At 72.6% G+C, this 18,599-nt stretch carries 15 protein-coding genes; 4 read left to right on the top strand and 11 right to left on the bottom strand.

Features of this window, described 5'->3' with window-relative positions; all coding sequences use genetic code 11:
* On the bottom strand, positions 1-1,711 hold a 1,711-nt coding region (locus tag HCN51_RS22860; protein ID WP_168011518.1), incomplete at its 3' end, for an alpha/beta fold hydrolase.
* A 92-nt stretch (positions 1,712-1,803) separates the two neighbouring features.
* On the opposite strand from HCN51_RS22860, the gene HCN51_RS22865 reads away from it, so the two are divergent.
* Positions 1,804-2,148 (top strand): DUF6285 domain-containing protein, encoded by a 345-nt coding sequence (locus tag HCN51_RS22865; protein ID WP_168011519.1) that lies wholly within the window; start codon positions 1,804-1,806, stop codon positions 2,146-2,148.
* Positions 2,149-2,323: 175 nt separating this feature from the next.
* Here HCN51_RS22865 and mctP read toward each other — a convergent pair whose 3' ends face one another.
* From mctP to HCN51_RS22885, 4 genes are all read right to left on the bottom strand, one after another.
* Entirely contained in the window at positions 2,324-3,931 is a 1,608-nt protein-coding gene (mctP, locus tag HCN51_RS22870) for a monocarboxylate uptake permease MctP (RefSeq protein ID WP_346433754.1), read from the bottom strand.
* Positions 3,928-4,137: a DUF3311 domain-containing protein gene (locus HCN51_RS22875; RefSeq protein ID WP_080040306.1), complete on the bottom strand. Its 210-nt coding sequence runs from the start codon at positions 4,135-4,137 to the stop codon at positions 3,928-3,930. Before HCN51_RS22875 ends, mctP begins: the two co-directional genes overlap by 4 nt.
* 293 nt (positions 4,138-4,430) lie before the next feature.
* On the bottom strand, positions 4,431-5,063 hold the full coding sequence (locus HCN51_RS22880; RefSeq protein WP_168011520.1) for a carboxymuconolactone decarboxylase family protein: 633 nt from the start codon (positions 5,061-5,063) through the stop codon (positions 4,431-4,433).
* On the bottom strand, positions 5,063-5,611 hold the full coding sequence (locus tag HCN51_RS22885) for a VOC family protein (protein WP_168011521.1): 549 nt from the start codon (positions 5,609-5,611) through the stop codon (positions 5,063-5,065). The genes HCN51_RS22880 and HCN51_RS22885 overlap by 1 nt, the downstream gene beginning before the upstream one ends.
* Positions 5,612-5,702: 91 nt before the next feature.
* Between HCN51_RS22885 and HCN51_RS22890 the strand changes: the two genes are divergently transcribed.
* A complete protein-coding gene (locus HCN51_RS22890; protein WP_168011522.1) occupies positions 5,703-6,593 on the top strand; it encodes an SDR family oxidoreductase in 891 nt (296 codons plus the stop codon).
* A gap of 25 nt (positions 6,594-6,618) precedes the next feature.
* Here HCN51_RS22890 and HCN51_RS22895 read toward each other — a convergent pair whose 3' ends face one another.
* The 6 genes from HCN51_RS22895 to HCN51_RS22920 all read right to left on the bottom strand — a co-directional run bounded on the left by HCN51_RS22895 (position 6,619) and on the right by HCN51_RS22920 (position 14,994).
* Positions 6,619-7,581, bottom strand: coding sequence for an HTH domain-containing protein (locus HCN51_RS22895; protein ID WP_168011523.1), 963 nt, complete (start codon positions 7,579-7,581; stop codon positions 6,619-6,621).
* Entirely contained in the window at positions 7,563-9,152 is a 1,590-nt protein-coding gene (locus HCN51_RS22900) for a CocE/NonD family hydrolase (RefSeq protein WP_206067552.1), read from the bottom strand. The genes HCN51_RS22895 and HCN51_RS22900 overlap by 19 nt, the downstream gene beginning before the upstream one ends.
* Before the next feature lie 62 nt (positions 9,153-9,214).
* Positions 9,215-12,703, bottom strand: coding sequence for a S8 family serine peptidase (locus tag HCN51_RS22905; RefSeq protein ID WP_168011524.1), 3,489 nt, complete (start codon positions 12,701-12,703; stop codon positions 9,215-9,217).
* 96 nt (positions 12,704-12,799) lie between these two features.
* On the bottom strand, positions 12,800-13,447 hold the full coding sequence (locus HCN51_RS22910) for a TetR/AcrR family transcriptional regulator (RefSeq protein WP_168011525.1): 648 nt from the start codon (positions 13,445-13,447) through the stop codon (positions 12,800-12,802).
* Between the two features lie 61 nt (positions 13,448-13,508).
* On the bottom strand, positions 13,509-13,694 hold the full coding sequence (locus HCN51_RS22915) for an SDR family NAD(P)-dependent oxidoreductase (protein WP_346433755.1): 186 nt from the start codon (positions 13,692-13,694) through the stop codon (positions 13,509-13,511).
* Between the two features lie 109 nt (positions 13,695-13,803).
* Entirely contained in the window at positions 13,804-14,994 is a 1,191-nt protein-coding gene (locus HCN51_RS22920; RefSeq protein WP_168011526.1) for a cytochrome P450, read from the bottom strand.
* Positions 14,995-15,255: 261 nt separating this feature from the next.
* On the opposite strand from HCN51_RS22920, the gene HCN51_RS22925 reads away from it, so the two are divergent.
* Together HCN51_RS22925 and HCN51_RS22930 are read left to right on the top strand one after the other, a co-directional pair.
* A complete protein-coding gene (locus HCN51_RS22925; protein WP_168011527.1) occupies positions 15,256-17,382 on the top strand; it encodes an anthranilate synthase component I in 2,127 nt (708 codons plus the stop codon).
* Positions 17,383-17,427: 45 nt separating this feature from the next.
* Complete coding sequence (locus HCN51_RS22930; RefSeq protein ID WP_168011528.1) at positions 17,428-18,597, top strand: amidohydrolase family protein; 1,170 nt, start codon at positions 17,428-17,430, stop codon at positions 18,595-18,597.
* Positions 18,598-18,599 lie beyond the last annotated feature (2 nt).

Raw genomic sequence — 18,599 nt, forward strand, 5'->3', positions numbered from 1 at the left:
GGGGGCGGGCGCGGGGGGGGGTGGGGTCCCGGGCGCCCGCCCCCCGCCGCTGCCCCTCGCCCAGGCCCCGCCGTCCGTCCAGGCCCCGCCCCTCGTCTGGGCCGTGCGCCGCGTTCAGGATGCGTGCCGGGACAGGGGCGACCTCGTTCAGGGAGCGGGGGAAGGCGCCGATGGCGCGGTAGTTCTCGGCGGTGCAGCGCTGCGGAGGCACCCGGTGGTCGGTCACGAAGGACCGCAGCATCGTCCGGACGCACTCCCCGGACTCGCCGGCGCCCCAGGCGAGGCTGTGCGTCCCGAACGGGACCCGGACGAACGTCGCCCGGGGGAAGACCCGCATGGCGCGGGCCACTTCGGCGGGCGTCTGGGTGTCGAAGTCGCCGCCCATCACCAGCACCGGCACGGCGGGCAGCGCGGCGTCGTGCGGCAGCACGGGACTGGGGCGGGGCGTCGGCCAGTGCACGCAGAACTCCAGCCCCGTCCGCACGTCCAGGCCGAGGTCGGCGGGCGTGTACGGCGCCAGCGGCCGCTCCCGCTCGTAGTACCGCTGGAGCTGGGCCAGCCGCTCGTCCGGCCCCGCGTCCCGGTCGAACGGGAAGGCGCCGTCGCCGCACCGGTAGGCCAGGTACCCGGCCCATTCAGGGCCCTCGATCGGCTGGCCCGGGCCGCCCTTCAGAACGCGGGCCAGCCGGCGCAGCGGCTCCCGGTCGCCGGCCAGGTAGGCGGTGACGGCGGCGTTGGCCTCCCGGCCGAGGACCGGCTCCGCCACCCGTTCCACACTCTTGAGGGTGGGCAGCGGCACCTCCGGGTCGGGGTGCTCGCGCAGGTGCGCCACCAGCCGCGCGTAGCGGCGCTGGGGGTCGCCGGGCAGGTCGCGGCAGGCGCGCGAGCGCTCGCAGACGAGGCCGAGCAGGTCGGGACGGGAACGCGTGGGCCACAGGACGTAGCCGTCGGGCGAGGTGATCGTCGTGCTGTCCAGGAACGCCGCGGCCAGGCCCTCGGGGTGGCGGGCGGCGTACGCCTGGGCGAAGGCGGTGCCGTAGGAGTTGCCGTAGAAGGTGACCGGGCCGGCGCCGAGGGCGCGGCGCACGGCGTCCAGGTCGTGCGCGGCCTGGTCGGCGGTGAAGAAGGCGGCCCTGGGGCCGAGGTGCCGGGCGCAGGCGGCGATCGTGTCCGGGTCGGTGAGCTTCAGGCCCGGGCAGGTCAGAGGCGTGGACTTGCCGAGGCCGCGCGGGTCGACGACGAGCAGGTTGCGATGCTCCAGGGCGGGCCCGAGCGTGTCGCGGACGAGTGGCAGGTCGGGCAGCGCGGGCAGGGGGCCGCCGGGGTTGGCCAGGATCGTGCCGGCCGCACGCCCGCCGGCGGCGGGGAGCCAGGCGAAGGCGACCTGGACGCGCTCGGAGTCGGGGTCGCCCCAGTCCAGCGGCACACTCACCGTGCCGTCGCACCGCGAGGTGGCGCGCCGGCACTCGTGCGGCGCCACCTCGAAACGCTCGCCGGTGACATGAGCGGGCGAGGACGTCCCGAAGGCGCGGGTGGGTGGGGGCATCCCGGCGGTCGCGGAGGCGAGGACGGGCGAGGACGTTCCGGAGGTGCGGGCGGGTGGGGACGTCTCGGTGACGCGCATGGGCGGGGACGTCTCGGCGGTCGAGGTGGCCGGGGCGAGTGCCGTTGCAAGCAGGAGGCCCGCGGCCACGAGGGCTTTGATGTCCATGTCCCCACCCTCGCAAGCGATCTTCCCCGATCCCTCGGACCCAGGGACGAATTCGTCTTGGGACCACGCTCCTACTCTGCTAAGGAGGAGCTGTGAACGCTCCCCACGACGTCCCCACCGCGGCGGACCTGGTGGCCGCCGTCCGCGACTTCCTCCAGACGGATGTGCTCCCGGCCGTCGAGGGCAGGGTCCGCTACCACACCCGCGTGGCGATCAACGTGCTCGCCATGGTCGAGCGGGAGATCGAGCTCGGCGGGGAACAGGCCGAGCGGCACGCGGCGAGCCTGGCCGAGCTGGGCGTGGCCGATGACGCGGAGCTGGCAGCCGCCGTCCGCGAGGGCCGCGTCGCCGACGACGACGCGCTGGTGCGGGTCCTGGAGCAGGCGGTACGCGCGAAGCTGGAGGTGGCCAATCCCGGCTATCTCGCCGGGGAATGAGGCGGCCGATCCCGGCTGTCTCGCCGGGGAATGAGGCGGCCGATCCCGGCTGTCTCGCCGGGGAATGAGGCGGCCGATCCCGGCCACCTCGCGGGGCGACCCCGGCCGCCTCACCCGGGAATGACGACGCGGCCCGCCCCGGGGGAGGGGACGGACCGCGTTCGAGGCGTGCGGGTCAGTGGGAGCCGGTGAGGTCCAGGTCCTTGACCTTGGGGTCGCCCTCGTCGGCGAAGTAGTCGTCCCGCGCGGTGGCGTCGTCTCCGTCGGCCACCTTCGCGGCCCTGAAGATGAGCGTGCCGACGACGGCCACGATCAGGTTGACGGCCAGCGCCAGGAACCCGGCGTAGATCGTCATCTTGGTGTCGAAGCCGAGGTTCGACAGCGCGAACGCCGAGCCGCCGAAGTGCTGCTTGCCGTTGGCCGGGTTCGGGATGAGGTAGAGCATCCACATGCCGGCCGCCAGGCCGAGCGCCCAGCCGGCGATCAGGCCGCCCTTGTGGAACCAGCGCGTGTAGAGGCCGAGCGCCACCGACGGCAGCGTCTGCAGGATGATGACGCCGCCGATGAGCTGCAGGTCGATCGAGAACTGCGGGTCGAGCAGCAGGATGCACGCCACCGCGCCCACCTTGACCAGCAGCGACACGATCTTGGAGACGTTGGCCTCCTGGGCGTCGGTGGCCTGCTTGTTGATGTACTCGCGGTAGATGTTGCGGGTGAACAGGTTCGCCGCCGCGATGGACATGATCGCGGCAGGGACGAGCGCGCCGATGCCGACGGCCGCGTACGCCACGCCGGTGAACCAGTCGGGGAACATCTTGTCGAACAGCAGCGGCACGACCGTGTTGTTGTCGACCTTGCCGTCCGTCGCGATCGGCTTGATGCCCGCGGAGATGGCCATGAAGCCGAGCAGCGCGATCAGGCCCAGCACGAGGCTGTAGGCGGGCAGCGCCGACATGTTCCGCTTGATGACGTTGCGGTTCTTGGAGGCGAGCACACCGGTGAGGCTGTGCGGGTACAGGAACAGCGCCAGGGCCGAGCCGAAGGCCAGCGTCACGTACTGGAGCTGGTTGTTGGCGTTGAGGAAGATCCCGTCGCCGGGGGCGGGGGTGGCGTCGAACTTGGCCTTGGCCGCCTCGAAGATGGAGTCCCAGCCGCCCAGCTTGGCGGGGATGTAGATGACCGCGGCCAGGATCACGACGTAGATCAGCGTGTCCTTGACGAACGCGATCAGCGCGGGCGCGCGCAGGCCGGACTGGTAGGTGTAGGCGGCCAGGATGGCGAACGCGATGATGATCGGCAGGTGCCCGGTGATGCCCATCGCCTTGAGCACGGCCTCGATGCCGACGAGCTGCAGCGCGATGTACGGCATCGTGGCCACCAGCCCGGTGATCGCGATGACCAGCGCCAGCGTCGGCGACCCGAACCGGGCCCGGACGAAGTCGGCCGGCGTGACGAACCCGTGCACGTGCGAGACCGACCACATCCGGGCCAGCACCAGGAACACCAGCGGGTACACCACGACGGTGTACGGCAGCGCGTAGAAGCCGAGCGCCCCGGAGCCGAACACGAGCGCGGGCACCGCGACGAAGGTGTAGGCGGTGTAGAGGTCGCCGCCGACCAGGAACCAGGTGATCCAGGAGCCGAAGCTGCGACCGCCGAGGCCCCACTCGTTGAGGCTGGCCAGGTCGGTGGGCCGGCGCCAGCGGGCGGCGACGAAGCCCATGCCGCTGACGATCAGGAACAGCAGGATGAAGACGACCAGCTCGGTCGTGTGCCCGCTCACTTCGTCATCCTGTAGACGATGGTGGTGCACACGACACCGACCGCGACGAAGGCGATCTGCAGCCAGTAGAAGAGCGGGAAGCCCAGCAGGCGCGGCTCGTCGGCGTTGAACAGGAACGTCAGCAACGGCAGCACGATCGGTACGACCAGCAGCCAGTTCCACGGGCTGCGGTCGGTGCGTGGCTGCCCGGGTTCCCCGGTAGTCATCGTCCCTCCGATGAACGGATCAGGACCAGGCTGTTGACCCGGTCCTGACGTGTGTGTCAATGGAGGGAGGGTAGCTTTTCGGGGATATTAAACCCAATGTCCGCCGTGTTACGGTTTGGCCTAAATGTCGAGATGAAATCTCGCCATGTGAGACGGCGTGCCGCGCGGACCAGGGCCACCCTAACGACGGACGCGCGGCGACCGGGATCGCCGATCGGTGAGCGGTCGGTTACTCGCGCCGAGCGGTCACGTTCGCGGGGAGTCGTGGGCGGTCGGTTGCTCGCGCCGGGCGGTCACCTTCCCGGGGAGTCCTCGGTGAGCTCGTCCGCGATGTCCCGGGTGCCGTACCCGTCGGGCGCCGGCACCTCCACGATCGGGTCGGGCCGGTCGTCGAACTCCAGCCGCAGCGCCCGCGCCATCGTGGCGTGCATCTCGTACAGGCACGTCACGTACGTCAGCTCCAGGATCTGCTCGTCGGGCAGGTGCCGGCCGAGCGCGGCGAACACCTCGTCGGGCACCCGCCCGCCGTCGAGCACCAGCGCGTCGGCGTAGGCGAGCACGGCCCGCTCCGCCGCGTCGAAGACGTCGCTGACCGGCCAGTGCGCGACCGCCCGCACCTTCTCCTCCGCCACCCCCAGCGCCCGCAACTGCTTGCAGTGCTGGGAGTAGACGAACTGGCTCTGCCGCGCCCAGCCGGCCCGGACCTGGGCCAGCTCGCGCAGTACCGGGTCGAGCGCGGTGCCGCGATAGAGCTCGAAGCCCTTGACGCAGTGCCGGAAGATCGCGGGGTGCAGCGCGAACACCTCCCACCAGTCGCCCGGCGAGCCGGTGGCCGTGCCCCCGCCGGGCAGGATCAGGCGGTCGTGGAAGAGTTGCACGACGGGGTCGGTCATCTCCGCGCGGGGCACCCGGCGCAGGCGCGCCATCAGACGGTCCGGTCCGCCGCCGTGCGGGGCTCGTGGCGCACGTCGCCGGGCTGCCCGACCGGCCGCGTCCAGGCGGCGAACTCGACGAGGATCCCGTCGGGGTCCTTGAAGTAGATCGACCGGACGAACACGCCGTCGTGCGGCTCGGGCGCCACGCCGAACTCGCTGTCGTCGTGGTTGAGCAGCACGCCCACGTCGATGCCCTTGGCGATGAGCCGCTCGCGGTATTCCTCGATCTTCTCCGGCGGCACGTCGAAGGCGATGTGGTTCATGGAGCCTACGGCCGACAGCAGCTCGCCGCGGTCGGGCAGGTTCTTCGGCGCGGACACGCCGGGCACGCCGTCGGGCGCGTCGGGGAACCAGAAGAAGGCCAGCGCATTGCCGCCGCCGCAGTCGAAGAAGAAGTGCTGGCCCCAGCCCATGGGCAGCTCGATCGTCTTGATCAGCGGCATGCCCAGCACGCCGGAGTAGAAGGCGACGGTCTGTTTCATGTCGGAGCAGACCAGCGCGACGTGGTTGACCCCGCGGAGCTCGAATTCGCCGTTCATGGTAACTCCTTGCTTATCACAGGGGTTCCCGGAAAGACACGACGGGAAAACATGACAGGACATGTCGGCTTTTGGGCGCACGATGGGCCGCATGATCGCATTGGTGGCGGGCGCGACCCGCGGAACAGGACGGGGCATCGCGGTGGCGCTGGGCGAGGCCGGCGCCACCGTCTACTGTGCCGGCCGGAGCACCCGGGAGCAGCGCTCCGAGATGAACCGGCCGGAGACCATCGAGGAGACGGCCGAGCTGGTCACGGCGGCCGGCGGCACCGGCATCCCGGTCCGGGCCGACTTCCTGGAGCCGGAGCAGGTGGCGGCGCTGGCCGAGCGGGTACGCCGTGAGCAGGGCCGCCTCGACGTCCTGGTCAACGACATCTGGGGCGGCGACCACCTGTGGACGTGGAACACCCCGGTCTGGCGGCACGACCAGGACAAGGGCCTGCGCCTGCTCCGGCTGGCCGTCGACACCCACCTCATCAGCGCGCGCCACCTGCTGCCGCTGCTGATCGAGAACGAGGGCGGCCTGGTGGTCGAGGTCACCGACGGCACGTGGGAGTTCAACGAGACCCGCTACCGGGAGAACGTCTACTACGACCTGGCCAAGATGTCGGTCAACCGGCTCGGCTACGCCTGGGCGAACGAGCTGCGCCCGTACGGGGGCACGGGGCTGGCGGTGACGCCGGGCTTCCTGCGCTCGGAGGCCATGCTGGACAACTTCGGCGTCACCGAGGACACCTGGCGGGAGGCCAAGGCCGACCCCACGTGGATGGTCTCGGAGACCCCCGCCTACCTGGGCCGGGGCGTGGCCGCCCTGGCGCGGGACCCGGACCGGGCGCGCTGGTCGGGGAAGTCGGTGACGAGCGAGGAGCTGGCGCTGGCGTACGACGTGACCGACCTGGACGGCAGCCGCCCGCGCGTGTGGAGCTACATCACGGAGGTCCGCGAGAAGGGCGGCGAGACCGGCTGGGAGGACTACCGCTGATCCTCCCGGCGCCCCTGCGGGAGGACTACCGCTGATCCTGCGGGGGGCTCTGGTACAGGCGGGCCATGCGGGCGGCGGCCTCGGCGGCCATCGCCCGCAGCTCCGGCGGGTCCAGCACCTCTGCCTCCGGCCCGAACCGCAGCACCTGCGAGAACGCCACCTCCACCGACTCCACCGCGAGCCGCACGGTCCCGTCGGGCCGGAGCGAGGCGAGCGCGTCCTCCAGCGCGGCCGGGTCGGCGACGTAGCGCAGCATGCGCCGCCCCCGCTCGCTGAGCCGCAGCGTGACGACCTGCCGCAGCAGCGAGCGGGTGAACGAGGCCGCCTGCTCCTTCCAGAAGGCCGCCAGGTCGAAGCCCGGGTCGCGGTCGAACTGCTCCTCCAGCACCGAGATCTCCCCGAACCGGTGCACCCGGAAGATCAGGAACCGGGCCCGCTGCCGCGCCACGAGGTACCAGGCGCCGGCTTTGAGCACCAGCCCGTACGGCTCCAGCACCCGCGGGTCGTCCTTGTAGACCGCCGCCACGCGCCGGTCTCCCCACACGGCCCTGGCCAGCGGCGCCAGCGCGGCCGGCGGCGGGTCGTCGGCGGCGAACCAGCCGGGCGCGTCGAGGTGGAAGCGCTGCGCGGCGGTCGCCGGCGCGTCCCGCAATGCCGGGGACAGCGCGGCGGCGGCCTTCAGCCGGGCGGTGGCGGCGATGTCCTGGAGCCCCATCTCGCGCAGCGCCGCCGGCACCCCCGACAGGAACAGCGCCTCGGCCTCGGCCCGGTCGAGCCCGGTCAGGCGGGTGCGGTAGCCGTCGAGCAGCCGGTAGCCGCCGCCCCGCCCCCGGTCGGCGTAGACGGGCACGCCCGCCTCCGACAGCGCGAGCACGTCGCGGTGCACGGTGCGCTCGGAGACCTCCAGCTCCTTGGCCAGCTCGGCCGCCGTCATCCCGCCCCGGCCCTGCAGCAGCAGGACCAGGGACATCAGGCGTGCGGCGCGCACAGCGGCAGCACCACGGCCGAGGGCCGGTCGGGGGAGTGGAAGACCTCGACGTCGGTGGGCGCCGCGCCCCCTGAGCCGGCCGCGCCGAGCAGGTCGCCGGTGCCGTGGTTGCGGGCGATCGCCGGGTACGCCCCCGCCGCCACGTGCACCCTGATCCGGTGACCGCGGCCGAACCGGTGGGCCATCGGCCACAGCTCCACGTCCACCCGCTGCACGCTACCGGATCCGCCGCCCGTGGCGAGCCGGCGCACGCCCTCGCACACGTTCATGGACCGCCCGTCGGGGTGCACGTCGCACACCCGCACCACGACGTCCGCGGACGGGGTGCTGGCCCGCACGAACAGCTCCGCGCGTACCGGGCCGATCATCTCCACGTCCGACTCCAGCGCCGCCGAGCTGTAGACCAGCACGTCACGGCGCTGCTCCAGGCGCCGCTGGTCGCGCGGCCGGGAGTCGCCCAGCAGGACGGGGCCGCCGATCGACGGCGTCGGGTGCTCCGGGTGGTAGCGGAAGCGGTCGGGCCCGGCCTCCAGGGGCCCCGCCACGCCCAGCCCGAACCCGTGCTGGAGGTGCCAGCGCTGCTCCCGCATCCCGGGCACCGGCCAGTCGGGATGGTCGCGCCACTCCTCGGCCCCCGTCACGTAGATCCGCACCGGGTCGGGGCGCAGCCCCGCCGGGTCGCCGAGCAGGTGCGCGCGGAACCACGCCGTCGCCTCGGCCATCGTGGGCCGCCCGTGCCGGGCGTCGATGTGGTACCAGGGCCCGATCGTCAGGTACGGCCGGCGGCCCGCGGCCCGCAGCGCCGCGTAGTCCTTGAGCTGCCAGGGCAGGAACACGTCGTACCAGCCGCCCAGCATGGTGACCGCCGCATCGACCTCGCCCACCTTGGCGGAGAAGTCGCGCTTGTGCCAGTAGGGGACGGCCGGGTCGGCGTGGTGGGCGAGCAGGTCCCGGAAGAACGGCAGCGGCCGGCCGGCCGAGACCAGGTCGAGCTCCGCCACGGGCCGGCCCGACAGGACCGCCCTGCGGGTCTGGCGGGGCGCGGTCAGCACCGCGGCGCCGCCGAAGCGCCGCGACATGCCGTCGGTGAGCGTGGTCCAGCTCAGCGCCGACTCCAGCGCGAACGCGCCGCCCACGTACGCCGCGTCCCTGAACTGGGAGGCGGTGATCTGCAGGGCCATCGCCTTGAGCTCCGGCCCGGCGTAGGGGGCGACGGCCCACTGCGTGTAGCCGAGGTAGGAGGGGCCGAACATCGCGAACGAGCCGCCGTACCAGGGCTGCTCGCGCAGCCACGCCACGGTGGCCAGGCCGTCCTCGTGCTCGTCGCCGAGCGGGTCCAGCAGGCCGCCGGAGCCGAAACCGCCCCGGCAGCTCTGGATGACGACGTGGAAGCCCTGCCGGGCGAACCCCCGGCCGTACACCAGCCCGAACAGGCCACGCCTGCCGTAGGGGGAGCGCATGAGGATCACGGGGGCGCGCTCCCCTCCGGGCGGGGCGTAGTGGTCGGCCAGCAGCGTCACGCCGTCGGGCATCGGCACCGGTAGATCACGCTGGAGCCGTACGCGTCTCATATACCAACGAGTAACATGGCGGCCCGCCGGGCGGTAGCCCGGGGGCCGCCCTTGCGCAATCGCTACGAAGCCGCCTTGTCCGGGCGCTCCGAGATCCGCAGCCCGCTCACGATCGTCGCGCCCTGCCGGGTCGCGAAGCGCACGTTGAGCTGGCCGTCGGTCACCTTCACCGTGTACTGCCTGCTCACCGCCGTGTACGTGCCCGACTCCAGCGCCAGGTCCAGCGCCGGGATCGCGAGCTGCCCCTCGACCAGGACGTCGAAGACCCGCTGCCCCATCCGCATGTTCCTGATCTCGGCGAAGTCCAGCTCGACCGTGTACGTCCCGGCCGGCACGTTGTCGAAGCGGTACTCCAGCATCGACTCCCGCGCCGTCCTGAACAACGCCTGGTCCGGCGTGCCGGCGATCGTCCTGGACGTGCTCTGCGTGCGGTTCTGGCTGGTCAGATAGCCGTAGCCGCCCTGGGCGTACTTCTTGTCCGGCGTCCAGGTGTCACCGGCGGCGTCCACGAAGCTCCTCGTGGCGCCGGCGTCGATGGCCACCTGCAGCTTGGGCACCACGACCGTCACCTTCACCTCGATGGTGGGCTGCCGGCCGCTGGCCGACTTGACGAGGAGCTTGCCCGTGCGGAACGTGCCCGCCGCCACCCCGGCGCTGGACAGCTCCACCTTCAGGACCACCCGCTGCCCCTTGGCCAGCTCGCCCGCCGACGGCGTCACCGTGAACCACGGCTCCCCGGTCACCGTGTACGGCGTCGCCGAGCCGAGGTTGGTCAGCTCCAGCGTCCGCGTCCGGCTGGACTCGGCCGGCAGCACCACGGTCAGCTCCGCCGTGGACACGCTGACCCGCCCGGTGACCAGCGCCGTGTCGATCCGCGTCACCGCCGCCGCGGCCACCGTGACCTGCCGGGTGAACGTGCCGTAGTGCTCCTTGGAGACCACGACCTCGTAGTCGCCGGCCAGCACCTGCCCGTAGAAGGTGCCGTCCGCGGCGGTCGTGAGCGTGGCCACGTCGCCGATCTTCACCGTCGCCCCGGCGATCGGGTCGCCGTCGTTGGCGTCGGTGACCTTGCCGGTGACCAGGCCGTGCCGGCTGGCCGTGAACGTCAGGCCCTGCCCGGTCGCCAGCACCGGCTCCTCGTAGGAGTACAGCAGCGCGTCGTTGCCGGCCGCGTTCTCGATGCCGACCGTGGCGCTGGAGCCGCGGTCGCGCTCGCTCTCGACGTCCTGGTAGCGGAAGGCGATCGAGCCGTCCTCGCCCAGCAGCGCCGCGAACGACACCCGCTGCCCGCCCTCGTTGTAGAAGGTGACGTCGCGCCACTCCACCACGAACGCCCGGTGCGGCGCGGTGCCCGTCACCGCCGTGTAGACGCCCGCCTGCGCGTCCACGATGAGGTCGTCCCAGTACGGGTAGACGGCGTTGTTGGGCGTTCCCGACGTCGGCAGCCTGCCGTTGCTGCCGGTCGTGATCCGGTCGGCGAACGTGACGAACCCGTTCGTGGCGATCCACGCCTTCGTGTAGCCCGTGCCGTAGAACGGCACCGGGAACGGCAGCGTCACCTGCTGCGCCTCGTCGTCCCCGCTCAGCGCCAGCTTCTCCGCCCCCGCCTGGTACGGCTGCGCGCCGCTCCTGCACGTGTAGCCGAAGTTGTCGCCGCGCAGCGGCAGCTCCACGTCCTTCACCACGTCACCGGCCAGCGTCACCTCCGCCGTCGCCGCGCTGGAGCAGCGGGAGGACGGCGTGAGCCGCAGCTCGTACGAGCCGTGCGGCAGCGTCATCGAGTACCGCCCCGACGCGTCGGTCACCGCGCTCACCGGCGTGCCGGCGGCCGTGACCGTGGTGCCCGGCTCCGGCGTGCCGGCCGTGGTGACCGTGCCCGACACGACGCCCGTCGGCAGCACCGTCAGCGGCACGTCCGCGGTCGCGGCCTGCCCGGCGCTGATCGTGACGGTCGCGGTGGCGCGGGCGTAGCCGAACTTCTCCGCGGCGACCTCGTACGAGCCGGCCAGCAGGCGCGGGATCGCGTACCTGCCGTCGGCGCCGGTGACCATGGTGCGGGTCATCGGGCCGCTGACCGTCACCGTGACGCCGGACAGCGGCGCGCCGCCCGCCGTCACCGTGCCGGACAGGTCGCCCAGGCCCTCGTCGGGGGCCGCTAGCACGGCGGCGTAGGTGTCCAGCCGGCCCTCGCCCCACACGTTGTTGTCGGCCGCGGTGCCGCCGCAGCTGGTGTCGGCGACGTCCACGGCGGTGCCGTCCAGCAGCGGCCGGGTGGCCGCCACGTTCCCCTGCAACCCCGGCGAGCCCGACCAGATCAGCGCCACCGTGGCCGCCACGTGCGGCGAGGCCATCGACGTGCCGGTGAAGCTGTCGTAGCCGCCCGGCACCGAGGAGCGCACGTTGACGCCGGGCGCGGCGATGTTCGGCTTGATCTCGCCGTTCTCGCCCTCGCCCTTGCTGGAGCGCGCGTAGAGCGCGTTGTTGACGTCGAAGGCGCCCGCGCTGTACGCGTTCACGTACTGGCCGGGCGAGCCGCTGGTGTCGCAGGCGGGGCCCTCGTTGCCGTTGGAGAAGGCGGGGAAGATGCCGGCGGCGACCCACGCGTCCACGACGTCCTTGTAGAACGGGTCGAAGCCGGAGCCGCCCCACGAGTTGTTGACGATGTCCGGCGCCAGGTCCGGGCGCGGGTTCTCGCCGTTGAGGTCGGTGGGCCGCATCACCCACTGGCCGGCCGCCAGCAGGGACGCGTCGGTGCAGGTGTTGACCTCGCAGCCCTTGGCGGCGATCCACTTGGCGCCGGGCGCCACGCCGATGCCGTTCGCGCCGACCATGGTGCCCATGACGTGCGTGCCGTGGTCGTTGTTGTCGCACGGCGCCGCCGTCGGGCAGACGCCCGCCGGGTCGAACCAGTTGTAGTCGTGGGTGTAGGTGCCGTCGGGGTTCCTGCCCCGGTAGCTGGCGGCCAGGTCGGGGTGGTCGAACTGGACGCCCGAGTCGATGTTGGCGATCACGATGCCCTCGCCGCGGTTGCCCAGCTCGTCCCACACGCGCGGGGCGTTGACCCGGTCGATGTTCCACTCGACGGCGTTGACCCTGGCCTGGGCGCTGCCCTCGACGGGCTTGGGCAGCGTGAGCGTGCGGACCGGGTTGATGCGCTCGACCTCGGGCAGGCTCGCGATCTCGGCCGCCAGCTTCTCGCCCGCGGTCACCTTGACCGCGTTGACGATCCAGAACGGGCGGTAGTCGGCGTGCTGGGCGTCGAGCAGCTTGCGCAGCCCCGCCTGGGACGCCTGCGCCTGCTCCGTCTTGGCCTCGAAGACCCGCTCGGCCTTCGCCTCCTTCGTCAGGGCGCGGCGGGCGCCGCTCAGGTCGGCCTCCCCCTTCAACCGCACCCAGAAGGTGGCCTTGTCGTCCTGGGCGAGCTGCGCCCGGACCGTTGCGTCGATCTTGCCGGGATCCGGCGCCGCCTGCGCCGCGGCCTGCGGGACCAGCAGGCCGGCGGCGGTCACGAGCCCCAAAAGGGTCGCGCGTAAGCGGGAGATGGGGGGCACTTGCTCTCCTTCACGACACGGGGAGAGGTGATCTTTACGCCTCTGTCGAGAAGGGTGAAGAGATCTTGTTCGGAAAGCAAGAGATGTCGCGAAAAGTTACTTTGCGCGATGAAATGTAATCTGGTCACCTGAAATGTCGTAACCGACCAGGCGCATGACGGCGAGGAAATCCGCCGCTATCGCCGCCTGGTCGTCGCGGTCGGGCTGGATGCCGACCTCGTACAGCACCGCCGCCGTCAGCATCCGCTGCACCGCGTCCACGTCCACGTCGCCCGGCAGCCGCCCCAGATCCCGCGTACGGCACAGCAGCTCCCGCACCACCGCCGCCCGCCGCCCCCCGTTGACCACCCGGTAGGCGGCCACCAGCTCCGGGTAGTCGTCCACGCTGCCGTACAGGCGGCGCAGCAGCCGGCGGTGCCGCGGCACCGCCAGGTACGCCGCCCAGTCGGCGAACATGTGCTCCAGGTCGCGCCAGCCGGTGAACGCCGGATCGTTGTCGTGGTTGGCCCACTCCAGCGCCCGCACCAGCAGCGCCGTCTTGTCGGCGAAGCGCCGGTAGACCGTCGCCCGCGTCACCCCGGCCCGCCGCGCCACCTGCTCGATGCTGGTCTGCGCCGCGCCCTGCTCGATCAGCAGGTCGAGCGCCGCCGACAGGATGGCGAGATCGGCCTCCTGGCTGCGCGGCCGGCCCGGCGGGCGCGCCGCCCGCGTGCCGCCGGTCGTCTCGTCTGGCTGCCCGGTCATGCCCCTCGCGTCACCATCTTGTCGTACAGGCGGTCCGGCAGGAGTCTAGTGACCCCCGGCATCACCTTGGCGAGCCGGCCGACGGCGTAGCGCGGCCGGGGCGCGGGCGCGGCGACGACGCGCGCACGCCGGACCGCGCGGCCTCCTGGCCCAGCGAGTCCGAGTACCCCTCCAGCGCGTGCTTGGAGGCGTGGTACCAGGCGCTCAGGGGCAGCGCGATCTCGCCGCCGATCGAGGAGATGCTCACGATCGTGCCGAGCCGCGCTCGCGCATCCCCGGCAGGACGAGCTGCGTCAGCCGGGCCAGGCCGATCCCGGACGAGGCCCCGGTGGCCAGGCGGACCCGGCTCCCGCCGGTCACGGGGCGTCCCACGTGACGGGCAGCGCGTGCACGCCGTAGATCAGCATGTCCGTGCGCAGCGGCACCTGGCCGGGATCGACGGCCAGCCGCAGCGACGGGAAGCGCTCGAACAGCGCGGGGAAGCCCGCCCGCATCTCCACCCGCGCGAGCTGCTGGCCCAGGCACTGGTGCACGCCGTGGCCGAAGCTCACGTGGCCGCCGCTCGCTCTGAGCACGTCCAGGCGGTCGGGGGCGGGGAAGCGGGCGGGATCGCGGTTGGCCGCCGCGAGCGAGATCGTGACGGTCTCGCCGGCCCTGACCTGCTCGCCGCCCAGCTCGACGTCCTCCAGCGCGGTGCGCACGAGGAAGGGGACGACGCTGAGGTAGCGCAGCAGCTCCTCCACCACCTGGTCCACCCGCTCCGGCCGCTCGCGCAGCACGGCGAGCTGGTCGGGGTGCCGCAGCAGGGCGAACGTGCCCAGGGCGAGCATGTTGGCCGTGGTGTCCAGGCCCGCGCCGAGCAGCATGAAGCCGATGTTGGCCAGCTCCTCGTCGGTCAGGTCGCTCCTGGTCAGCCCGCTGAGCAGGTCGTCGGCAGGGGCGGCCCGCTTGGCCAGGACGAGCTCCTTCATGTGGGCCTGCATGGCCAGGTAGGCCGCGATCTTCTCCTCCTGCGGCACGTCGGTGCGCATCAGAGTGGTGCTCCGCGCCATGAACCGGCCGCGGTCCTGCTCCGGCACGCCCAGCAGCTCGCAGATCACCACGGCGGGGATCGGCGCGGTGAACGCCTCCACCAGGTCCGCCGGAGGCCCCTGCCGCTCCATGGCGTCGAGGTGGGAGCGGGTGACGTCCTCGATGCGCTCGCCGAGCTGCCGCATCCTGCGCACGGTGAACTCGCCGGTCAGCAGGTGGCGGTAGCGGGTGTGCACCGGCGGGTCGGTCGAGACGAACATGCCGGGCGGCGCGGGCCGCCCGGCCTGCCCGCCGGACTCGGTGGGCAGGTGCCGCAGCTCGGAGCGCGCGCTGAAGCGCTGGTCGGCCAGCACCTCGCGGGCCAGCGGGTGGCTGGTGACCAGCCACCCGACGTGGCCGTCGGGGTAGGCGAGCGGGGTGATGGGCCGGCTCTCGCGCAGCTCGCCCAGCCCGGCGGGGGGATCGAACGGGGTGGGCCGCCCGGTGGGCAGCGTGATCACCTCGGTGTCGGTCATGAAGGACTCCTTTCGCCCAGCACAAATACAGTACAGCTCTGTATTGAAACTCTGGCAAGCGGGGCGGCGCGTCCGCGTTGCGCGATCATGGTCCGGCGGTTACCCTGGACGTCATGCGAAATCACGCTCAGCTCCAGTGGTGGCGCCGCTCCTAGGCGGCGCGTGTTTCGCATTCCTTCCAACGGACGGCCGCCCCGGATAGGCGGCCTTTCTCTTGTCCGCCCCGGGGCTCGATCATTTGAAGTGGTAAAGGGGCAGCAAGTGGAGACGAGCGGATATACCACCGCCGGGGGCATCGGTGTCGAGCGCGAGACACGCGAGGTGGACGAGGCCGCCCTCGAAGAGATCGTGACCGCCCTGTCGGAGCGGCGCGGGGGCGCCTTCTCCTCCGGCATGGACTACCCGGGCCGCTACAGCCGATGGGCGTTCGGCTACGTCGACCCGTGCCTGGAGCTGGTCGCCAAGGGCCGCACCATCTCGGCCACCGCGCTCAACGAGCGGGGCCGGGTCGTGCTCCCGGCCGTCACCTCCTGCCTGCTGGCCGCGGGCAAGCCGGTCACCGAGCCCACGGCCGACCGCGTCGAGGTGTACGTGCCGGAGTCCGAGGACCTCCTGCCGGAGGAGCTGCGCAGCCGCCGGCCCACCGTGTTCACCGCCATCCGCGAGGTCATCGCCGCCTTCCAGGGCGACGACCCGCACCTCGGGCTCTACGGCGCGTTCGGCTACGACCTGGCCTTCCAGTTCGAGCCCATCAGGCAGGAGCTCGTCCGCCCCGACGACCAGCGCGACCTCGTGCTGCACCTGCCCGACCGGCTGGTCGTCATCGACCGGCAGCGGGAGACCAGCTTCGAGTACCGCTACGAGTTCACCGTCGACGGCGCCGGCACCCGCGGCCTCGAGCGCACCGGCACCTCCGCCCCGCCGGTGACGCCCGCCGAGCTGCCACCGAACCCGGTGAAGGGCGAGTACGCCAAGGTCGTCGCCGCCGCCAAGGAGAAGTTCAAGCGCGGCGACCTGTTCGAGGTCGTGCCCGGCCAGGTCTTCCACGCCACCTGCGCCGACCCGTCCGCCTTCTACCGGAGCCTGCGCCACAGCAACCCCGCCCCGTACGAGTTCATCATCAGCCTCGGCGAGGGCGAGCACCTGGTCGGCGCCTCACCCGAGATGTACGTCCGCGTCACCGGCGACCGCGTCGAGACCTGCCCCATCTCGGGCACGATCGCCCGCGGCAGCAACCCGGTCGAGGACGCCGAGGCGATCCGCACCCTCCTGTCCAGCGTGAAGGAGGAGTCGGAGCTGACGATGTGCACCGACGTCGACCGCAACGACAAGTCGCGCATCTGCGTCCCCGGCAGCGTCAAGGTCATCGGCCGCCGCCAGATCGAGCTGTACTCCCGGCTGATCCACACGGTCGACCACATCGAGGGCCGGCTGCGCCCCGAGTTCGACGCGCTCGACGCCTTCCTCACCCACATGTGGGCCGTCACGGTGACCGGCGCCCCCAAGACGTGGGCGATGCAGTTCATCGAGGACCACGAGGCCACCACCCGCCGCTGGTACGGCGGCGCCATCGGCTTCATCGGCTTCGACGGCTCCATGAACACCGGCCTGACCCTGCGCACCGCGCAGATCAAGAACGGCGTGGCGACCGTGCGGGCCGGGGCGACGCTGCTGTTCGACAGCGACCCCGAGGCCGAGGAGCGCGAGACCGAGCTGAAGGCCAGCGCCCTGCTCGGCGCCCTGGCCGCGGTCGACCAGCCCGAGGCCGCGCGGCCGGCCGAGACGAGGGAGCAGCCGGGCGCCGGCATGAAGGTGCTGCTCGTCGACCACGAAGACTCCTTCGTCAACACCCTGGCCGACTACTTCCGCCAGGAGGGCGCCGACGTCGTGACGCTGCGGCACGGCTTCCCGTCCGCCATGCTCGACGAGATCGCCCCCGACCTGGTGGTGCTCTCGCCGGGGCCGGGCTGGCCGACCGACTTCGGCATCTCCGCCCTGCTCGACCAGGTCTACGCCCGCGACCTGCCCGTCTTCGGCGTCTGCCTGGGCCTGCAGGCCATGGTCGAGCACGCCGGCGGCACGCTGGAGCTGCTCGACTACCCCGAGCACGGCAAGCGCGGCCAGGTGTCCAGGCTCGGCGACAGCGCGCTGCTGGACGGGCTGCCCGGCGAGTTCACCGCGGCCCGCTACCACTCGCTGCACGCCAAGCGGCCCGGCGTGGTCGGCTTCACCCCGACCGCGCTGACACCCGACGGCAACGTCATGGCCATCGAGGACCCGGAGCGGCGGCGCTTCGCCGTGCAGTTCCACCCCGAGTCGATCCTGACCCAGGAGGGCGGCGCGGGCGCGAAGATCATCGCGAACGTGCTGCGTCTGTCCCGCAGGTAGGTAAAACCCGGGCGGGGGCATGCGGGGCTCCCCTAGAGTTCCCGCATGCTCCCCGTAGACCTGCCCGGCACGGTGCGTGACGCGCTGCTCGCCCCGCTCGTCGACCACCACTGTCACGGGGTGCGGCGGGACGACCTGAGCAGAGCGCAGTTCGAGCTGCTCAGCGGCGAGGGCGGCGGCCCCGCCCCGCCCGGCACCACGCACTTCGACACCCCGTTCGGCGCGGCCGTGCGCCGCTGGTGCGCGCCGCTGCTCGACCTGGAGCCGCACGCGCCGCCCGCCGTCTACCTGGCCCGCCGCGCCGAGCTGGGCGCCGCCGAGGTGAACCGGCGGCTGCTGGCGGGCTCCGGGGTGGTGGCGTTCCTGGTGGACGCCTCCCACGATGAGCTGGAGGTGCTGACCGCCGCCGAGATGGGCCGCCACGGCGGGGCCGCCGCCGACGAGCTGGTCCGCATCGAGCGGATCGAACGGGACGTCGCCGCCACCGCCGAGCTGGCCGTGGACTACCTCGACAACCTGGGCGAGGAGCTGACCGCCAGAGCCGCCAGGGCGGTCGGGCTCAAGACCGTCATCGGCGCCCTGTGCGGCCTCGACTTCGACCCCGCCCGGCCCTCCAGGGGGGCGGTGATCGCGGCGGCCAACCGGCGCCTGGCCGACCCGAAGGAGCCGCTGACCGACCACGTCCTGCTGCGTTACCTGCTGTGGAGCGCCGTCGACGTGGCCAGGGAGCGGGGGCTGCCGGTGCAGTTCCACACCGGGTTCGGCGGCTCCGTCCACCACGGGGCCGGCGGGCCGGCGGGCGAGCCGCACCGCGCCGACCCGGCCCGGCTGAGCGCGTTCGCCGCGGCGCTGCAGCCGCTCGGCGTGCCGGTGATCCTGCTGCACTGCTACCCGTTCCACCGCCAGGCCGCCCACCTGGCCGGCATCTTCCCGCACGTGTACGTGGACGTCGGCCTGGCCCCGCCGCACGGCACCGCCGCCGCGGCCCGCGTCATGGACGAGCTGCTGGAGCTGGCGCCCTTCCACAAGCAGCTGTTCAGCTCCGGCTGCCGCGGCCTGGCCGAGACCGGTTACCTGGGCGCGCTGACCTACCGGCGGGCCCTGGCCGGCGCGCTGCAGGCCCGGATCGCGGCGGGGGAGTGGAGCACGTCCGACGCGGCCCGCATCGCGCACATGATCGGCTCGGGAAACGCGCGGCGGATCTACCGCTTGTGACG

The organism is Nonomuraea composti (genome assembly GCF_012034275.1).
GTDB classification, from domain to species: Bacteria; Actinomycetota; Actinomycetes; order Streptosporangiales; family Streptosporangiaceae; genus Nonomuraea; species Nonomuraea composti.